16 protein-coding genes are annotated in these 19,809 nt (G+C 54.9%); 3 read left to right on the top strand and 13 right to left on the bottom strand.

Annotated features, from left to right (window positions below; genetic code table 11):
- Positions 1 to 121: 121 nt before the first annotated feature.
- The 3 genes from HMPREF3016_RS06030 to HMPREF3016_RS06040 are packed head-to-tail and all read right to left on the bottom strand — an operon-like array spanning position 122 to position 2,666.
- On the bottom strand, positions 122 to 1,042 hold the full coding sequence (locus HMPREF3016_RS06030; protein WP_070740972.1) for a hypothetical protein: 921 nt from the start codon (positions 1,040 to 1,042) through the stop codon (positions 122 to 124).
- Positions 1,043 to 1,064: 22 nt separating this feature from the next.
- Complete coding sequence (locus tag HMPREF3016_RS06035) at positions 1,065 to 2,210, bottom strand: AbiH family protein (protein WP_168165981.1); 1,146 nt, start codon at positions 2,208 to 2,210, stop codon at positions 1,065 to 1,067.
- Between the two features lie 42 nt (positions 2,211 to 2,252).
- Positions 2,253 to 2,666: a cupin domain-containing protein gene (locus HMPREF3016_RS06040; protein ID WP_070740978.1), complete on the bottom strand. Its 414-nt coding sequence runs from the start codon at positions 2,664 to 2,666 to the stop codon at positions 2,253 to 2,255.
- Positions 2,667 to 3,039: 373 nt separating this feature from the next.
- Between HMPREF3016_RS06040 and HMPREF3016_RS06045 the strand changes: the two genes are divergently transcribed.
- Positions 3,040 to 4,422, top strand: coding sequence for an MFS transporter (locus HMPREF3016_RS06045; protein WP_246828490.1), 1,383 nt, complete (start codon positions 3,040 to 3,042; stop codon positions 4,420 to 4,422).
- Positions 4,423 to 4,687: 265 nt separating this feature from the next.
- Here HMPREF3016_RS06045 and HMPREF3016_RS06050 read toward each other — a convergent pair whose 3' ends face one another.
- Complete coding sequence (locus HMPREF3016_RS06050; RefSeq protein WP_070740981.1) at positions 4,688 to 5,704, bottom strand: DUF4365 domain-containing protein; 1,017 nt, start codon at positions 5,702 to 5,704, stop codon at positions 4,688 to 4,690.
- 246 nt (positions 5,705 to 5,950) lie between these two features.
- Entirely contained in the window at positions 5,951 to 7,081 is a 1,131-nt protein-coding gene (gene rlmC / locus HMPREF3016_RS06055) for a 23S rRNA (uracil(747)-C(5))-methyltransferase RlmC (RefSeq protein ID WP_070740983.1), read from the bottom strand.
- Positions 7,082 to 7,396: 315 nt separating this feature from the next.
- Between rlmC and HMPREF3016_RS06060 the strand changes: the two genes are divergently transcribed.
- Entirely contained in the window at positions 7,397 to 7,699 is a 303-nt protein-coding gene (locus HMPREF3016_RS06060; protein ID WP_083315892.1) for a hypothetical protein, read from the top strand.
- Positions 7,700 to 7,874: 175 nt separating this feature from the next.
- On the opposite strand, the gene groL is transcribed toward HMPREF3016_RS06060, so the two are convergent.
- The 3 genes from groL to HMPREF3016_RS06075 form a co-directional block, all read right to left on the bottom strand.
- A complete protein-coding gene (groL, locus tag HMPREF3016_RS06065; RefSeq protein ID WP_048779917.1) occupies positions 7,875 to 9,497 on the bottom strand; it encodes a chaperonin GroEL in 1,623 nt (540 codons plus the stop codon).
- Positions 9,498 to 9,867: 370 nt separating this feature from the next.
- Positions 9,868 to 10,419, bottom strand: coding sequence for a LytR C-terminal domain-containing protein (locus HMPREF3016_RS06070; RefSeq protein ID WP_048754151.1), 552 nt, complete (start codon positions 10,417 to 10,419; stop codon positions 9,868 to 9,870).
- A 141-nt stretch (positions 10,420 to 10,560) separates the two neighbouring features.
- Positions 10,561 to 10,953 carry a DUF3263 domain-containing protein gene (locus tag HMPREF3016_RS06075; protein WP_070740990.1) on the bottom strand — a complete coding sequence of 131 codons (393 nt, stop codon included), beginning with the start codon at positions 10,951 to 10,953 and terminating at the stop codon, positions 10,561 to 10,563.
- A 101-nt stretch (positions 10,954 to 11,054) separates the two neighbouring features.
- Between HMPREF3016_RS06075 and HMPREF3016_RS06080 the strand changes: the two genes are divergently transcribed.
- On the top strand, positions 11,055 to 11,729 hold the full coding sequence (locus HMPREF3016_RS06080) for a uracil-DNA glycosylase (RefSeq protein WP_004005592.1): 675 nt from the start codon (positions 11,055 to 11,057) through the stop codon (positions 11,727 to 11,729).
- A gap of 107 nt (positions 11,730 to 11,836) precedes the next feature.
- Here HMPREF3016_RS06080 and HMPREF3016_RS06085 read toward each other — a convergent pair whose 3' ends face one another.
- The 5 genes from HMPREF3016_RS06085 to HMPREF3016_RS06105 form a co-directional block, all read right to left on the bottom strand.
- Positions 11,837 to 13,921, bottom strand: coding sequence for a threonine/serine exporter family protein (locus HMPREF3016_RS06085; RefSeq protein WP_070535363.1), 2,085 nt, complete (start codon positions 13,919 to 13,921; stop codon positions 11,837 to 11,839).
- A gap of 71 nt (positions 13,922 to 13,992) precedes the next feature.
- Complete coding sequence (locus HMPREF3016_RS06090) at positions 13,993 to 15,093, bottom strand: lipid II:glycine glycyltransferase FemX (RefSeq protein ID WP_048754154.1); 1,101 nt, start codon at positions 15,091 to 15,093, stop codon at positions 13,993 to 13,995.
- Between the two features lie 354 nt (positions 15,094 to 15,447).
- Positions 15,448 to 15,726 carry an HPr family phosphocarrier protein gene (locus tag HMPREF3016_RS06095; RefSeq protein WP_013397859.1) on the bottom strand — a complete coding sequence of 93 codons (279 nt, stop codon included), beginning with the start codon at positions 15,724 to 15,726 and terminating at the stop codon, positions 15,448 to 15,450.
- Between the two features lie 189 nt (positions 15,727 to 15,915).
- Entirely contained in the window at positions 15,916 to 17,610 is a 1,695-nt protein-coding gene (ptsP, locus tag HMPREF3016_RS06100; RefSeq protein WP_048751758.1) for a phosphoenolpyruvate--protein phosphotransferase, read from the bottom strand.
- 41 nt (positions 17,611 to 17,651) lie between these two features.
- A complete protein-coding gene (locus tag HMPREF3016_RS06105) occupies positions 17,652 to 19,730 on the bottom strand; it encodes a PTS fructose transporter subunit IIABC (RefSeq protein WP_070740993.1) in 2,079 nt (692 codons plus the stop codon).
- Positions 19,731 to 19,809: the final 79 nt, after the last annotated feature.

Consider the following 19,809-nt stretch of genomic DNA (forward strand, 5'->3'; position numbering starts at 1 on the left):
CCTCCCCCCCCCCCCCTCAGCTTAAGGATGCGGTTTCCGTGCAATCCTACGAGCTCACCACCGCAGGGCTGGCACTACTTGATGCCCACCCCGAGGTGGTGGCTAAACACCAGAAGAATGGTTAGGGCTCTTGATCAGGGTTTTCTGGAGTAGATTTTTGAAATAGGTTTTTAATCCATAGGGCTATAGATTGAATTTTAGAAGGCTTAATATCGCCATAATCATCAGGCTTATTGTTATCCCCAATATCTAACCCATAGTTCCATGAGGTCCACTTGGGATACTCTTCTTTAATTTTATTTTCCCACTCCTTATAAATCCTAGTCTTTTCAAATCCTTCCCGCTCTTTAATCTCTCTGGAAGTCTCGACAAGGCTAATGGATTCCCTCGCTAGATAAACATCCCGAAGTGCATGATATCCATTACGGAAAATAATATTTTTCTGTGTTTTATTAAAATTCTCTACACGAAAAGTCATGACCCCTGCAAATGTAAAACTTGCAAAAAATATAATAAATAACCAGAAAGGTGTACGTCCTGTAGCGACGCCAAATCCTAGAGTTATAAAATTGATTAGAAAACCAATAATTAAAGTTATACTTATCGCCCAATTCTTTAACACCATTTTCCCCCATGAAGGTCTTGGATAATATACTCCCCCTGAACTTAGTTTAATTGAAATTAAATTTTCCCTAACTTCAGCTGATAAAATACCAAGTTTAATAACCTTATTTTCTAGAGTGGCTCGTTTAATAATATCATTATAGGTAGAATGGATAGCATTTATATCCAATTCATTCTTAATGTTCTCAGGGTAATCGCTAGAATCCTTCAGAATTGTCGACCATTTTTCCAGGCGCAAAAGTTCTGGCGGTGTAGCCTCCTTAGAGTTTTCCAAAGCTTCCTGAGTTACTTTAGCTGTTCGGCGAATTCCGTACCAAGCAATAAGTGCCGCTAATATCGACCCAAGGGCAGGTATGGATACCTTAAGAACTTCTTTGAAAACCTCATCATGCGTCCAATGAAAAAGCCAATCAGGCATATGATTTTCCTTTCTAGATTAGTTACGCTTCAGAGTATGGAATCATGCTGAACGCAAAACGTGGAGTGTTATTATCAAAATTAACCACGTATATTTTATCCATAATATGACTCTTCCTCGTATCTTCACCTACCCAACCAGAGGCATCCATAAACTGTTCTTTAACTGTCTCCTGAAGTACCTCCGATGCACTACGACAATAGTTATACAATATAAGTTCTGAATCAGACATTTCTAATGAATCAACGATCTTTCTCCACCACCATTGATCAGTTATGCCCAAGGACATACCAAAAATAATATATAAATCTGTGTCTTCGAAAAGATGAGAATACTTCAAATCATTCTGAGCCCAATATGGTTTTATGAAGCTATTTAATCTCCTGCTACCTGCAGAATATATTTGTTCTTGGCTATTAACCCCAAAAAGCATAGACTTCGGAATGTTCTGGTACCCATGAGGATGAACCACGTTAGATATAATATAACTCGACCAAATAGTATCCCCATTGTTACCCATGTTCCTTGTACCACCCACCGATCGAGGATTTGGATAAAATAGGTAATTAGTATCAACCGTCTTATGAGGCTCTGGGTTAAATTGTTTTCTATCAAGATACATGTAATTATCTAATAACGATGTAAAATTAAAGTTAAATATCTGCCAATTATATAAATTATAATGGTCAGTTTTCTTTGAAAACTCACACTTAACTATATCATCATCACTTAGATCGCCAAAAAACTTCTGAAAAGTATTATTCGCAAGACTATTCTCTTGGGCATGTTTTCCAAGATTATTATTTACTTCTGGAGTAACAACCTCATTTAGAAATATAGAAAAATAAGACCGCAGCTCTTCCAGGGAATCTTCAAGGTCCGAATACCTCACCCATCTATCATTAAATATACTGATAATTCCAGATTCAAAATCGCTCCAATTTTGCAGATTATGGTTTATTTCTGGATCCTTTTCATATTTATTTTTCATACTTTTCATTTGATTAAAAAGTATATTTGAATCATCAATTTTTTGCCATACTAAAAAATTATAAAAATCATAATAAGAGGTTTTAATGTGTTTATTCAAAAAATTTAAAACTTGTATGTCAAATCCATTTCCTACAAGAGCCATAATATTATGCTGTTGTTCATCAATACGAAGCATTCTGAAATCCTCGATGTATTTCCGATTTCCCATTTTTTGCTCCTAGTTATGTATTTCCGTATATACACTGTCTTCTACAGGCTCCAGCCATTCTGCCGTACCTGCTGTAATGACGATATGGGAGAACCATGAGTCTACCGTAGCTCCGTGCCAATGTTTTACGCCGTCTTTGGCGACCGCCACATCCCCCGCGCGAAGTTTGACGGGTGGCTGACCTTCTTCCTGGTACCACCCCTCCCCCGCCGTCGCCAGGATGATCTGGAACCCGTCATTATGCTTGTGCCAGTTATTGCGAACACCCGGCTCGAAACTTACGTTCGCCACGGTGACAGGCACATCCGGATCATTTACCAGCGTATTCATGTAGCTGGTGCCGCTGAAATACTGGGCGAGCGCATCGTTCACGCCGCCGAGTGGGAACACGCCCTCGGTCACTTCGGTCTCGTATTGACTCATGGATTCCTCCGTTTGTCCTTGAAACGTCGTTCAGGCATTAGATTACCCTTAACGTTTCCTTAAACCTAGGATTTTCGGATAGAAACACCCAAAATTTTGTTTGTGGCGCTTTATGGCGCGAAACCCACAGCGACACGCCAACACGCCGCTACCGTACTACCGCTTCACCTCCACCACGTTGCGGGCAACCCCGATAACACCGCGAGCAGATATAATCTGTTACCTGCTCGCCGAAGCCCTATCTGCTCGCGCGTCCTATTTCGTCTCGGTTACCGTGAGTTCATCCGGCAGACCTGCCGCAGTCTCACCCCAAAACCCGCATGACCATACCTCACATACCAGCCTTCTCACCCGTGATAGAATCCACAGTATTATGAGACGCACCACAGACCCTTCGCCTGAGACCCCTGAACCATCTAAGCCGCGCACCCCAACAAACACACCAGACTCGATCGCAAATCCCACATCCACAGCATCAAAACCCACATCAGCAACGCCGCTGAACGCACGCGGGCAGTTCACACTCCTGACCGCGCAGGTTTCTGATGCTCTGGCCTCCAGCATCCAAGCTATCGCCATGCCCCTGCTGACCTACGGCACCACCGGCGACCTCGCCCACTCCGCTATCGTCATGGTCGTCGAAGCAATGCCCGTCATCCTCTTCGCACCCTTCGCAGGCACTATCGCCGACAAATTCAACCGCAAAACCCTCACCGTCAGCTTCAGACTCGCCAGCGCCGCCCTACTCATCGCGTCCCCAGCCCTTTACGCCGCCGCAGGACTACCCGCCTTCCTCACCATCGCATTCCTCGTCTCAACCTTCGGCACCTTCTCATCCCCCGCAGCCTCAGCCGCCATGCCCTCCCTACTCGGCGACGACTACCAAAAATACATAGCACGCCGCGGCAGCCTCATCTTCCTCGCCCAAACCCTCGGCCCCACCATCGCAGCCGCCGTCGCATCCTTCACCACCCCAGCCCTCGCCGTCGGATTCGCAGGAACCCTCAACCTGCTCGCCGCCCTCACCGTCGCCACCATACGCAACTACGACCTCACCCACGCCGAACGCACCGCCACCGTGCAGGAACACCACACCGGCAGACTCCTACGCGAAGGCGCCGCCTACACCGCACACAACCCTGTCGTGCGCGGCATGCTCATCTTCTGGTTCCTCTCCATCGCCGCCGTACCCATCACCACCCTGCCCATGCTCGAATACCTCACCCGCGACCTCGGGCACGACTACACCGCCTTCGGAATCGCAACTTCCGTCTACGCCGCCGGATGCGTGATCAGCTCCTGGCTCTCAGCCAAACTCAGCGTCGGCACAGGCACCGGGCGGGTGCGTATGACCAAACGCGGATGGATGTGCATCTCCGGACTCGGCTACGGTGCCGTCTGCCTGAGTATGGGACTACACCCGGCGCTGTGGGCGGTACTCGTGCTCTGGTTCATCTGGGGCATGTTCTACGGACCCGAAGAAGTGCTCGGGCAAGTCCTCTTCGCAGACGCTATCGACGAACACATGCGCGGGCGCGTCTACAGCTTCATGGGTGTGGTTTTCTCCCTAGCGGGTATGGTTGGGTACCTCATCACCGGATGGGCGGTACCAGCGTTAGGCGCGATCAACACCATTGTTGCCGGAGGGGCACTCTTCATCATCGCCACCGTATTCACGTTCATTCTCGGCCCGACCGCACGAGCTATTCGGGCGCAGGAGGCTCGGGATGAGACAAAGGGCCGCGCGGGTGCATGATTTGCTCTGCGCATTGCCTCTAGGTACCACCACCCACTGCCTCGCACCCACTACGCTGCGGACTGCCCCGACAGCACCGCGAGCAGGTGGTTTTTGGTCAAGAATAAAAGCGAAGACAATAAATGCTAGAGGTCGGAGAGTGGTATATCATAAGTACAATTATCTGAATCTAAGTAGTATCATTATCTTAATTATGCGCTTATAAAATACCTACACTATACAATAAACTTTAGTTCGTCAGGAATAAATATTAAGTTTGTCTAGGTTACTCTAATAAACCTTTATCCAACTTATAAAAATCCGCACCTTCTATAAATTCATCCAATAACAAAAATGCTTTACCAACATCATTTAATTCAAGAATTAATTGATAAAGTGCAACTTCACCATCCTCAGTGTAAGGCCTAATGTTCTCGACATTTTGCATATCTTCTTCCATAGAAGAATAGGTATTTGGGCACATATTATTCAAACTGTCGTAATTACGTGCAAAATCCGCTGATTTAGGACAATCACATATAGTATTTTCAAAATACTCTTCCAAAATTTCAACATGATCCCATTCGTCCCAAATTTCATCCTCATATTCTTCATAGAAATCAGCGTCAATAATAATTCTAGCCCAAGGGAACAAACCTTTAAGAACTTGCTCGTAAGGTGTATATCCAAACCCAAAAAACGAGCGATCAAAAACTTGCCTCTCTTTACCATTTTTATCAATTATTTTGAGATTGAATTCTCCTCTTCCTGATGACTTATTAACCCATTCTTGAACATTTAATACCACCTTATTTCCTGAAATTATCTCTTTCATCCATGGCTTCGCCAAAAGCAGACTATTAAACTTCCTTTCATACTCAGTTAAATTATCAGCAATTCTTGTCAATTGAATTTTAGCATCATCTAAAGTATTTGAAATCGGAATTTCAATTTTCCAACTGGTATCTGTCAATATGGCAGTATCACTATTCACTTCTCTCCAATAACACTTATCATCAGACGGTCTATATAAAACAATAATGACAGGTAATGAATGATTCAACCAGTAATCATAATGCTTTTTCTTGCCTCTAAATATAATTTTACCATCTTTCACCTCCTCAAAAAATGATTCTCCAGACTTAATCTGGACAGCAATTAGTTTTCCACTTGCATAATTATTATCAATAGTCTCTATTTGTGCATCAATCCCATAGTCGTCTGTCGGTTGCTCTCTAAAAATAAGACCCATTTGAGAAATTATTTTAGCTGTTGCGTTTACACCTATTCTATCAACAGACATTAATACTCCTTAAAAGTAATTTTATAGATATTTCTACAATTATCCTAATAAACGAAAGTTTCTACCTTTTACAAATTTCTAATTTCCCAGAAAATCGCCGCCTTATTGTAGATTTATGTGAATAAATAATTGTTGTCATCACTATAGCTTAATGTTGCCAAAGTATAAATATTTATATCAATAAATTCCTTTCCAAAGGTCAAATCAACATTGTCATTATCTTAAAGAATTTTTACTAAAGGCTTCCTAAGTTTTCCTTAGCAACACCATAACCTCATAGTGGTTCGTGTGCGGGAACATATCGAGCACACACGCAGCGATCGGCTTATAGGAAGGCATGCGCGCTAGGTCAGCGGCAAGGGTTTTCGCGTTGCAGCTCGAATAAATTACGTGCTCAATCCCGGAGTCCTCAACCCAGGCGCACAGCCTCTCACCAATACCTCGCCGGGGCGGGTTCACCACCAGCATCTCGGGGGTTTCGCGGGCGTTCACGGCGAACTCGGCCGCATCCCCCGCCGCAAATTTCACGCCCTCAAGCCCCTGCTCGGCAACGGTACGCTGGGCGCTGCGAATCGCCTCCGCACTGATCTCGATCCCGGTGACCTCACCGTGCATCACCTGCGCCGCGTGCAGGGCAAAACCGCCCACGCCGCAATACAAATCCCAGAGCGTGCGCGGCTGAACCTGCGCCACCCACTCGCGGCCCTGCGCGTACATCGCCTGCGCAATCTGCGTGTTCGTCTGAAAGAAACTCTGCGGGCGCAGGTGCAGGCTCATGCCGTTCACGCGCATCGGCAGGGTTTGCCGATCAGTCAGAATAATCTCCTCATCGCCCTCAATCAGCGCCACATGCTCGCGCAGCAGATTCACCGACAGCACCGCCAACTTCGGCAGACGCTCCTGCAGCCACCCCAGTTGGCGGCGAATAGGCACCAGCAGCTTCTTCGAGCGGAGCACAAACCGCACCATCAGCTCGCCCGTCTCGGATGCGGTCACCAGAATATTCTTGAGCTCACCGCGCCGGGCCGGAATGTCATACGGGGTCAAATCGGCACGCTGTATAAGCTCGTGCAGCACCGGAATGGCGTGCTCAATCGGCTCAATATAGAGCGGACATTCGCTTAAATCGGTGGCGCGCCCCGAACGATAATCAACGATACCCAGGGACGGGTTCTGCGCCGAACCGCCCACCACCAGCTTCGCCTTATTCCGAAAATGCGCCTCGGTGCTGGCGACGGGTTCCAGCCAGGTTAGGTGAGGGTACGCCGCCAGAAGCCTGCGCGCATCGGCCTGTTTTGCCGCGAGCTGGGCGGGGTACGGGGTTTCGATGTTGGTGCAGGAGCGGCAAAGACTCTCACGGTAATAGGCGCATTCCATAGCCCCACCATTCTACCCTGTGGATGCGCGGGCACGGGTAACCCGCCAGGCGGCACTGCCTGCGCGCCGCCAGGTGTGCTCCTTTGCCCCTGCCCCATCGAAAAAAGAGCCTTTATGTGAATAAAGCGGCGAAAACTACGCTTTATTCAAATAAAGGCTCTTTTTAGCAGGCGGGACTGGATCGGGCGGGAAGGCTACGGCTTCTTTGCCTTCTTCTGCTGGCCCGCCTTAAGCACCGACCTGTACGACCGTGCCGAGAGCACAGATGCTTCCGATAAAACCGATAACACGCTCATGAAGCTCAGGCACGAGGCAATGGACAACGAAGAAAAGGCCGAGCCGATAGACCCGAACGAGAAAACCGAGCCGATCGAAAACGCCGAATTGACGGAGCCAATGCTGCAGACCGAGTTCACCGACCCGATGCTCAGAAATGAATTTCGCGAGCCGATGCTCTTTGTGTTTTGGCCGGAACGGGCGGGGGTATCGGGGGCGTTGTTTTCGGAAGATTTGGAGGTGGTGTTAGACATCATAAATCCAGCATACCGCGCGGCTCGCCCATCCCGAACGAATCACGGCGCACGTTGCGAGCAATCGCGCATCTACGCGAGCAGATAGTATTTCGACGAGCAGATAGCAATCCGTTATCTTTTCGTCGAAATACTATCTGCTCTCGGCTCTGAAAAGGAAAAACACAAACAAAAAGCTCTCCGGGGCGAGTCCCGCACCCGGCATTGTGCCGGTCAGGAACCCACCCCGGAGAGCTTCAACATACTCCCTCAGTCGGGAAACGTTACATCATGCCGCCCATCGGGTCAGCAGCAGGCGCCGCAGCGGATGCGGGCTCAGGCTTGTTCGCCACCACAGCCTCGGTGGTCAGGAACAGACCGGCGATCGATGCTGCGTTCTGCAGAGCGGAACGGGTCACCTTCACGGGGTCGTTAATACCCGCAGCCATGAGATCTTCGTACTCGCCGGTTGCAGCGTTCAGACCGGTGCCCTCGGGCAGGGAACGAACCTTATCAACCACCACGCCGGGCTCAAGGCCAGCGTTCGTTGCGATCTGCTTCAGCGGCGCATCGATAGCCACGCGCACGATGTTCGCGCCGGTTGCCTCGTCACCCTTCAGGTCGAGCTTGTCGAAGACCTTCGCGCCCGCCTGAATCAGTGCCACGCCGCCGCCGGGGACGATACCCTCTTCAACGGCTGCCTTTGCGTTGCGCACAGCATCCTCAATGCGGTGCTTGCGTTCCTTCAGCTCAACCTCGGTTGCCGCGCCAGCCTTGAGCACAGCCACACCACCGGCGAGCTTTGCCAGGCGCTCCTGCAGCTTCTCGCGGTCGTAGTCGGAATCGGAGTTTGCGATCTCGGCGCGAATCTGTGCCACGCGACCCTCAAGTGCGGCGGCGTCGCCAGCGCCCTCAATAATAGTGGTCTCATCCTTGGTGACAACAACCTTGCGTGCCTTACCCAGCATCTCAAGGGTTGCGGTATCCAGGGACAGGCCGACCTCTTCGGTAATAACCTGGCCGCCGGTGAGGATCGCAATATCAGCCATCATAGCCTTGCGACGGTCACCAAAACCGGGTGCCTTCACGGCAACGGATTTGATGGAGCCGCGCATCTTGTTCAGCACGAGCAGCGCCAGAGCTTCGCCCTCAACATCCTCGGCGATAATCAGCAGCGGTTTGCCGGACTGCATGACCTTCTCAAGAACGGGAACCAGATCCTTCACGTTCGAGATCTTCTGGTTGACCACCAGGATGTAGGGGTCTTCCAGCACGGCTTCCTGACGCTCGGGGTCGGTCACGAAGTAGCCGGAGAGGAAGCCCTTATCGAAGCGCATACCCTCGGTGAGTTCCAGGTGCAGGCCGAAGGTGTTGGATTCCTCAACGGTAATCACGCCTTCCTTGCCGACCTTCTCCATTGCCTGAGCGATCAGCTTACCGATCTCTTTATCGCCCGCAGAGATGGATGCGGTTGCCGCGATCTCTTCCTCGGTCTCAACCTCTTTCGCGGAGTCGAGCAGGGTCTTGGTGACCTCCTCAACAGCCTTCTCAATACCGCGCTTGAGGCTCAGCGGGTCAGCACCGGCAGCCACGTTGCGCAGGCCCTCACGCACGAGCGCCTGAGCGAGCACAGTTGCGGTGGTGGTACCGTCACCTGCGATATCGTCGGTCTTCTTGGCTACCTCTTTGACGAGTTCGGCGCCAATCTTTTCATAGGGGTCTTCAAGCTCGATCTCTTTAGCGATGGAAACACCGTCGTTGGTGATCGTGGGTGCGCCCCACGACTTCTCAAGCACGACGTTGCGGCCACGGGGGCCAAGAGTTACCTTAACGGCATCGGCTAGAGTGTTCAGTCCGCGCTCTAGACCGCGGCGAGCTTCTTCATCAAAAGCAATAAGTTTTGCCATGTGGCGATATCCCTCCTGGACGTTTCGAATGGAGCGCTCAGGTTTTCCGGTCTGCCGAAGCAGATTTTGATACCGGTTTTAGCACCTGAAGGCGCCGAGTGCTAAAAACAATTTTGGCACTTGGTGCGCCCGAGGGCAAACATTTTGAGCACCGAATTTAGCTTAATCGCCCTCAGCGCATTCTTGAGACACACGGAAAGCCGCAATGGGGTGAACGGGTACGGCTTCAAGCGAATGCACAGAGCGGAAGAACCAGGTACGAGCGCCGGGCAATGTTATGTGCGAGCGCATAGGACTCACAGGACGTTCCCGAAACTAGCGGGGATGATAAACGGTACCGCACACCGCGGTATCAAGCCGGTTAATGCCGTTAGCTGTAGTCGGTGGCGAGCACCACCACAATATCGTTCTCGCCCAGAATCGAGGCGTCTGAGCTCTCCTGAACCGTCGTGATATTCAGGGTCTTCGCAATAGCTTCGGCCTGCGACTTCTTGGCCTCATCCTTGTAGTAGACCGTGCTGGATTCCGGCGGGGTGCCCGACCAGTTCGCGGTTTCGGTAATCGTGTAACCCTCAAGCGCGGCGCTTGCCTTGGCCGCAGACCCGCCGGGCGCGGATGCATTATAGACCGCCACGTTCGCATCCTTAGCCTGCTCGGATGCTGAGGCAGAGGGCGACGATGATTCCGAAGGCGAGGCGGGGGCACTGTAGCTCTTGGCGCGCGCGGCGGCCTCGGGCGAGCTGCTGCGCGGGTGGTTAATGTACATAGCGCCGCCGATCACGAGCGATAAAATACCGGCGACGACAACGGGAATAATGCCTTTGGGGCTCTTAGAAGGGTCGTCAATCACACCGCGGTATGTTCCACGTCGGGCGGTATTCTCGTCGATGTCGTCGAATTCATCGTGCGGGTATTGGCTCATGACTTCCCTAGTTTGAGTAATAGATGTACCGCTCTGCGCGGTGGAGCCCTGCCAAAGCTCTCTCTTACAGGGTACCGTATGGGGCTTTATCCGTCCTGTTCAGAACGGCGTGCGCTCATGCACACATCGGTGCGGCTGCCTCTAGCTGCGGTCGCGAACCTCGCGCAGGCGGTGCATCAGGATAGGTTCGGCGGCGATCACACGCTGGCTATCAATCATCGTGTTGAGCTTCTGGTAGTAGGCGATCGGGGTGAGCCCGAGCGCGGTAATCGCCTTCTCTTTGGTGCCCTGGTACTTCCAGTGCCGTTTTTCCAGGGCGATCATGGCACGCTCTAAATCGGTGAGGGCGGATTTTCGCGTGTTCTCAGTTTTTCCGCCGGTTTCGCGGGTCTCAGAAGTGCCGGGGACAGAAGACGCAGGCTGTGTTGTGGGGCTGGGTTCGGGGCTATCGGCGGGGACTGCCGCTGCGGGTTCGGCGGCATCGGAGCCGCCAGCAGGCGAAGGTTCGGGGGTTTCCGAAGAAGGTATCGGCATCTGGATTCCTGACGAACATAGGTGGTCTACATGAACACTTTAGAGTATGTTGGTTGAAGTCACCGTGTTATCAGAGTCAAATTTTCTCAGGGAGTATTTTCATGACGAACCCGCCGCTGACCGACATTATGAGCGAAGACTGGGCGCAGGCCCTCGCGCCCGTCGAAGATAAAATCCACGCCATGGGCGAGTTTTTACGCACCGAACACGCGGCGGGACACCGAACTTTTCCCACAGGTCAGAATATTTTCCGCGCATTCTCACGCCCCATGAACGAGGTCAAGGTGCTGATCGTGGGGCAAGACCCCTACCCCACCCCCGGGAACGCGATGGGGCTTTCGTTCTCGGTGCAGCGGGATATGCCCCTGCCGAAATCGCTCATCAATATTTACCGAGAATTGTCCGACGATTTGGGGATTGAGCCCGCGCAGCACGGCGATCTGAGCTCGTGGTCCGATGAGGGCATTATGCTTATGAACCGTGTGCTCAGCGTGCGTGAAGGGGCGCCGGGGTCGCATCGCAATAAGGGGTGGGAAGAGGTGACTGAGTGCGCTATTCGGGCGCTGGCAGCACGCAATAAGCCCCTGGTCGGGCTGCTGTGGGGTGCGGATGCGCGGCGCACCGCCCCGATGCTGGAACCGTACCCGTGTGTGGAGTCTGCGCATCCGTCGCCGCTATCGGCGCATCGCGGGTTCTTCGGTTCACGCCCGTTCTCGCGGGTGAATACGCTGCTGGTAGAGCAGGGTGCGGAACCGGTGGACTGGACGGTCAAGTAACGCGCATCCGCCCACTCATACCTACATAAAAAGGCTCTTTATTCCACAGAGGAATAAAGAGCCTTTGTAACATCCCGCATCAAGGGAATGTAAGAACCACGGATGCGCTACTCGGCGGCCTCCGCGGGCACATTGCGCGGAACCGCGAAACGCTGCAGCAGATACTGCATCAGGTAGTTGCCCAGCGTTACGCCCGCCGCCATCGCAATCACAATCGAAACCGCCGAAATCATGCTCTGGATGCCCCAAACCACGTTCGTCTCAACCGTCAGCAGGTACATGCCGCGGAAGAACGACAGACCAGGCAGCAGGAAGGTCAGCGCGGGAATCGAAAAAACTGCCTGCGGGGCATGCAGTCGGTACGCCACGTAGGTGCTCAGCATGCCAATTATGAGGGCTGCAAGCGCCGTATTCGCACGCCCAGAATCGACCCCCACCAGGTAGGTATACAGGTGATAGGTCACCAGGGCACTACAGGTAATGAGTACCAGCCACCCCAGCTTCACGAGCTTCGTGTGCAGGGTAATCGCAAACGTAACCGTCGCCGCCAGCATGAACACCGAGAACGTAAGCGGCGAAGGAAGATCAAACCGGGTCTGCTCAATATCCAGAATCGGGCCGCCAAACAGGCTAATCGCATTCACCGCCGAGGCGATGCCGATCACCAGACCCAAAAAGCTCATGCCCGTCGAAACGAATCTTCCCGCCGCGGTCACCGGGAAACCGTTAATCGCATCCTGAACCGCGCCCACCAGACGCGAGGTCGGCAGGAACATGATCAGCCCGGCGGCAACCACCAGAGGCGCCGAAATCGACTCCCCCGGACGGCGAATCATAGAATGATCCCCGCCCAGCCAAATTGCCAGGAAGGTCAGCAGACCCGCGCTCGCCGCCATACGGAAAAACGTAGGCATGCCAATCTTATTGAGCCACTGAATCAGCAGGTACACGGGAATGAACACGATCGCCGCAGCGGTTGCGGTAGACCAGCTCGCCCCCAGCGCCGCGGTCAGCGTGGTTGCGCAGCCAATATTCGCCAGCCAGGTAATCAGCGGCGGATACGGTTTAGGATGGTTCGTAATCTCGCTCAGGCGAAGGTCGGCGTCCTCCAAGGTCATGCCGCCCTCGGTAATATCGTGAATCAGCCCGTAGGTAGAAGCGAGCGCCTCATAATTCTCGGTAGAGGTGCGCACCACGCGCACGAGCGTATGGGTGAACCGGGAGTCGGCGCTCATGGTTCGCGAGCTGATCCGCGACTCCATGTAAATATCGGGGTCGGAGGTGTAGTTGATGGTCACCGACTGGTTGGTGATATTAACATCCACCGAATCGAGCCCATACGCCGAAGACACCGCGATAATCGCCGAGTCTACGTCCATCGCGTCCGCGCCATAGTAGAACATGGCCTCCGCCAGGCGCAGCGTGAAATTGAGGGTGTCGCGGGCGTATTCTTTCTCGCGGTACAGGGCCTCACGCCGGGCACGTTCTTCACGTTTGGCGCGCGGGGTGAACTGCCGCTGGGCGATGCGCGCCGCACCGCGCGGCGCCACGTGCGCCGCCGCCTGGCCGTCAGCACGCACGAAGGAACGCAGGGTGGTTCGCACGCCCCACCGCCCGCCCGTGCCACGCCCGGCGGGCATCGTCGTAGTGGGTACGGATACCGGGGGTGCGCTCGCCGTGGGCTCTACACCGCCGAACCGCTGTGCCGCATGCGAATTGGGCACCTGCGGAATCATGCCCGTCATGGGGACGGGCTGGGACTGGCGGTATTTAGCGACCTCCGTGACGATATTGCTGGAGGTCTGCGCGGGAGGCTCCTGCGGATGCGGTATCTCGGGCGGCACACTCTGCACCGCCTGGATTACGGGTTCTTCGGGGATTTCCTCGTAGGGGATCTCCGGTTCATAGGGCATCTGCGGTGCCTCGTCGAGAGGCATACCGGATTCGTCCACGGGAAGAAGCTGGGTATCGTCCGTATCGGTTTCCACGCCGTGCGCCGCTGCAACCTCATAAAGCGCCTCGCGCGCCTGCTCGGCCTGCTCGACCTCCTTGCCACTGTGGGCAAGCGCCTCACGCAGCTTGGAGTCGTGCACTTCGGAGAGAGGCACGGCGAAGAAATATCCCGGGCGGCGAATACTCCTCGCGTTCTCATCGGCTGGGTTGTAGCTGTGCTCCTCGGGGTTCTTCGCCATAGTATCCCTTGATCGTGTTGCGTGCTGGTGCGCTGTGTGTACCGGTGAGTGGCGTGACGGTGCGGCGTTTCCTAGTAGAAGGAATAGTGGTGTTTCTTCACCCACAGGCGAAGCATCAGCCGCTCCACACCGGCGTTCCAGAGCTTATATTTGAGCTCTGAAATAGGCTGATCGTAAACGCCCACGAAGTCGGTCACGTTCTTCGTGAACGAAGTTTTGAACAGACCCAGACCGTAGTAAGGATGTTCTTTATTCTTGAGTTCGGCGGCGGGCGGGGTGCCGCAGAAGTCATAGGTGCTGATCCCGTGCTCCTTCATGAGGTCGGTAATCGCAGTCCACTGTACCAGATGAGAGTCGCCGTACTGTTTACGGCGCGGCTTAGAACCGCCGTCTTTATAGGTGCCCTTCGTACCGTAGTTAATCACGTAGGCACCCACGGAAGGTTTGCCGTCTTCATAGGTGAAGTAGAGCCTGCCCTGCCCGGCATTCTCGAAGGCCCTCCAGAAGTCGCGGTAATACTCGTAGGGGCGCAGCAGAAGCGAAACTTTGCCCTGCCCCACGGTATCCATAAGGGCATACATGGCGCGCATATTTTCGTCGGTGAGCTCAACCCGTTTGACCTCGCAGCCCTCACGGGTGGCGCGGCGTACAGCGTTACGTCCGCGCGAAGACAACGACTTAAGCACCTCTTCCTCGGTACCCTCGGTGGAGAGGATGGCGGTGTAGTCATTCGGCTGAATATCGGCGGTACGAACCAGCTCGGTGCCCGCAATGACCTGCTGGGCATGCTCATCCGCCACGATTTCAGGTTCGATCTTGACGGCAAAAACACCCAATTTCTGCTCGGTAATCAGGCGGCGGTTCGCCTGCAGCAGGGCGGGCAGCTCATCTGCATCGTGCACCGCCGGGCCTTTGATGAAGTACCAGAGTTTGCCCAGCAACGGAATATTCTTCTCGAACGCCAGGCTGTAGCTGGCGAAAGGCTGCTTCTCGCCATCACGATCGACGGTACCTTCATACACGATATAGCGGGGTTTCCACCCGTAGTCGGCTTTGACTTTTGCGAATGATGCGGACTGCAGCAGATTTCCGCCGTCCGGGTTGGCGATCACGTGGGTATCCCACTCCTGAATTTCTGCTGGGGTTGCAAAACGTGCCGTAATTTCGTGCAAGGGTCTCTATCTCTCGTGGGGTGGTGGGTGTTCCGAACGTTTATCGCCCGCGAACCTTGTGCGGTCTTTTTGATGCGCTCGCGGCGCACGCACGCCTTAAGTCTAACAAGAGGCGCGGCGATTGGTGCATCGGCGGGGTTCGCCTCGTCTAAAAAGAGCCTTGATGTGAATAAAGAGTTAAAAACGCCGCTTCATTCGTACCAAGGATCTTTTTTATGCCCCTCCCGACCTAATCGGGCGGACCGGGGCAGAGGTAAGGAAACGGACCGGATGCGCGCCCGAGCCTTAAAGCAGGTATCCCGCCGCACGTGAAGCGACGGGATACCGGTAAGCTGGCGAGAGTCGCCGGAAGGATTACTCTGCGTCGTGGTCGGTTTCGAGAATCTTCTTCAGGGTCTCTAGAGCTTCGTCTGCGCCTTCACCTTCTGCTCGGAGCACCACACGATCACCGTGCTTAGCGCCCAAGGACATCAGGGATAGGATCGAAGCTGCATCCATAGCCTCGTCTGCGGGCTCGCCTTCGGCTGCAATGGTGACCTCAACGGGGAGGTCGCCAGCTGCCTCAGCAAAAATTGCTGCGGGACGTGCGTGCAGACCAACGCGGCTTGCAATGGTGGCAATAACCTCTGCCATGGTTTTTCTCCTTTGTGAAGGAATCGTCTGTTATCGACTCCATGTTTATCAAACGGGAGGATGCACCCCCTGTTTTCTTGCCTCAATTGTACAGTTTTACTCACCGCTTGGGGACCAATGCCTCACCCGATCTTGAAATAAACTTTCAACACCGGGTTAGCCTTTTCTCCACCGGGTTTGAGGCGTCTTCTAGAGGCCGAGCTCGTCCAGAATCGGCAGCTCAGCGCGAGCGGCAGCCTTCGCCTCGGCAGAGGAAATCTGTTCCAAAGCCTTGTTGGCAATATGGCGTGCCTGCTCCAGGGTCACCGACTTGAGCACCGCCGCAACCGCGGGGATAGCACCGGCATTCATCGAGAGGGTATCAACCCCCAGGCCGACCAGCACCACGGCCAGCGCCGGATCGGCGGCGGCCTCACCGCAGACGCTCACATACTTCTTCTCGCCAGCATTCACCGAAGCTCGCTTAGCGCCCTTGACGGTCAGCTTAATCATCTTCAGCACCGCAGGCTGCCACGGGTTGTTCAAGTGCGCCAGATCGCCCAGCAGGCGGTCTGCAGCCATCGTGTACTGGGTCAGGTCGTTGGTGCCGATCGACACGAAATCAACCTCACCCAAAATCGCTTCGGCGTTCACAGCGGCGGCGGGTGTCTCAACCATCACGCCGTGTACCGGCAGGCCGACCTCCTTGAGCATTTTCGCAAAGTTGCGAGCCTCGGAGGTGGTCGAAATCATCGGGGCCATCACCCAAATATCGGCGTCGGAATCCTCGGAGGCCTGCTTGATAGCCTCCAGCTGGCGGGTCAGCACGCCCGGTACAGTCCAGTCGGTACGGAAACCACGCACGCCCAGCGCCGGGTTTTCCTCGGGATTCACGTTCAGGAAGGGCAGGGGCTTGTCGGCGCCCGCATCCAAGGTACGAACCACGATGTGCTTGCCGGGGAAGGCGTCAAACACAGACTTGTAGGTGCTTGCCTGGGCCTCAATAGACGGCTCGGAATCGTGCCCCAAGAAGCCAAATTCGGTGCGCAGCAGACCCACGCCTTCAGCGTTCAGGCTAGCAGCCTTCTCGGCGGATTTGCCGTCGCCCACGTTCGCGTAGAGTGGCACGCGGGTGCCGTCGGCGAGCACGCCTTTACCGTCGAAGTCGGCGATAGGTTTGCGGTTAGCGTATTTTTCGGCGGCTTCGCGGTCTTCATCGGTCGGCTCGGTATTGACGATACCCGCGTTCGAGTCCACATAGACCTCGGTGCCGTCTGGAATATCGGTGACCCCCTTTGCCGCCACGATCGCGGGAAGACCCAGGCCGCGCGCCAAAATCGCGGTATGCGCCTGCGGACCGCCGTCTGAAGTGATCAGGGCGATCACGTTCTTCGGGTCAAGGGTCGCGGTATCTGCGGGGGCAAGATCAACTGCGGCGAGCACGAAAGGCTCCTCCGCGAAGGGGATGCCCGGCGCCTGCTGACCGGTTAGTTCCGCCACAATACGGGCGCGCACATCGTGAATATCGGTGACGCGCTCAGCCATGTAACCGCCAAGGGCAGCCATCTGGTCGGCGAACGAGGTTGCTGCCTCCCAAATCGCGCGCTCAGGTGCCATCTGCTGAGTCTCAACCAGCTTTACGGCGCTCTTAATCAGGGCGCGGTCGGTCGCCATCTGCGAGGTCGATTTGAGCACGGCCTTGCCGTCACGACCCGCGTTTTCGGCGCGTGCGAGCAGGTCCTCTTTCACGCGAACCGACGCATCTTGAATACGTTGACCGGCCTCTTCGGGGCTTTCACCGTCTAGGCGTAGACCGGCTTTAGGCTCTTGAATAGGCTCGGGCATCTGTAGCACGGGACCAATAACGCGTCCGGCATAAACACCGACGCCTTTATATGTAGTCATGAAGATATATCCTTCGTGTTGGGTTCTCTACAGTGTAACGCTTATGCGGCGGTCTTCGCTGGGGTCTCGGTCGCAGTCTGCCGCGACTTCGCGCCAATCGACTTCAGCAGCACATAGGTGATAGCGGATACGACGGTACCGGCGACAACGGCGAGCAGGAACATCGGAATATTGTTGCTCAAACCAATAATCCAGATACCGCCGTGCGGTGCCGGGGATGCCACATGCGCATTCATCGAAATAGCACCGGCAATCGCGCCACCTACGATGGAGGACGGGATCACGCGCGCCGGGTCTGCCGAAGCGAACGGAATAGCGCCCTCAGAGATGAAGGATGCGCCCAGCAGCCACGCGGCCTTGCCGTTCTCACGCTCGGGCTCGGTGAAGAGCTTGGGGCGCAGGGTGGTGGCAAGCGCCATAGCCAGCGGCGGAACCATGCCGGAGATAATAACGGCTGCCATGATTTCCTTGTTCACATCGGCACCCGAAGAAAGCCCGGCGGTTGCGAACAGGTAAGCCGCCTTGTTGATGGGACCACCCAGATCGGACGCCATCATGGCACCCAGAATCAGGCCGAGAACAAGAGCGGATGCGCCAGACATGGAGGTCAGCCAGTTCTGCAGGGATTCGAGAACCCACGCCAGCGGCGCGCCCAACAGCAAGTACATGATGCCGCCCGCAACGAGTGAGGTAATGAGCGGGGTAATGACCACGGGCATCATCGAGCCAAGCCAGCGCGGCAATTTGAGGGTGCCTAAACCGTAGGCGATCAGACCGGCGAGCAGACCGCCGACGATACCGCCGAGGAAGCCAGCCTTTACGGCAACCGCGACGGAACCGGCGATAAAGCCGGGCGCAATACCGGGGCGCTGCGCCAACCCGTAGGCGATAAAGGCGGCGAGCGCGGGAACCATCAGATCAAGACCGAACTTACCGATGGTCTGCAGAACCGCGCCCAGGTAGAGGGTCCAGTGGGTGTCTCCCAGGTTGTAGATTGTGGCGTTGGCGAGGATCTTTTCGGTATCGACATCGCCCAGGTTCGGCATGGTGATTGCTTCGAGAATGAAGCCCAGAGCCACGATAATGCCGCCGGCGGCGACGAACGGGATCATGTACGAAACACCGGTCATCACGGCTTTGTAGATGCGCGAACCCCACGAGCCTTCGGCAGCCGAGGAGGTGTCTTCTCCGCTGGATGCGGCGGCACTCACGCGCTTGCCGTTGGGGTTTTCGGCTTCGGCGAGGGCCTCCTCAATCATGGCCTGCGGTTCGTCGATGCCGCGCTTCACGGGGGATTCCACATAGGGCTTACCGGCGAAGCGGCTGCGGTCGCGCACGTTCACGGAGACCGCGAAGATAACGGCGTCGGCTTCATCAATATCAGCCTGGGTGAGGGTTTCGTTCCCCGAGGACCCCTGAGTCTCGACCTTGAAGTCGTAACCGAGGTCTTCTGCCGCGTATTTGAGAGCATCCGCCGCCATATAGGTGTGCGCGATGCCGGTGGGGCAGGCGGTGACCGCCACGATCTTCTTGGTGGCTGGTTTCTCGGATGCACTCGCTTCTGCGGAGTCGGTCTGTGCCGCTACAGCTTGAGCGGATGCGCCTGCACTCGCCTTTTGCGCATCGGATGCTGCCGAGTCGGCGGAGGCGGGAGCCTTCTTCGGGGCGCCGGTGCCGAGCGCATCGTTCACGAGGTCTACGATTTCTTCGGGGGTTTGTGCCTCACGCAGGGATGCAGTGAAGCTCTTCTTCATGAGCGAACGCGCCAGCGTGGAGAGCAGTTTCAGGTGTTCCTGGTCGGCACCATCGGGGGCGGCGATGAAGAAGATCAGATCGGCCGGACCGTCTTTCGCGCCGAAGCTCACACCGGGCTTAGGGCGTGCCATCGCGAGGGTAGGTTCGGTGACCGCTGCGCTTCGGCAGTGAGGGATGGCGATACCGCCGGGGATGCCGGTGTCGGTCTTGGACTCGCGGGCTTCAGCAGCGGCGTACAGCTGATCGTAGTCGGTGGCACGTGAGGCATCGACGACGGCGTGCGCGAGCTTGCTGATGACGTCGAATTTAGTCTCTCCCAGATTCTGGTCTAGGAGCACCAGCTCTGGGGTGATGAGCTCAGACATAATACCCTCCTCGGGCGTATGATGCGGTGCGCCATGATGCCTATATGGGCGTTTTCAGTACGCACTCAAGTGTCCGTAA

The organism is Rothia sp. HMSC065D02, assembly GCF_001815285.1.
Classification (GTDB): Bacteria; Actinomycetota; Actinomycetes; order Actinomycetales; family Micrococcaceae; genus Rothia; species Rothia dentocariosa.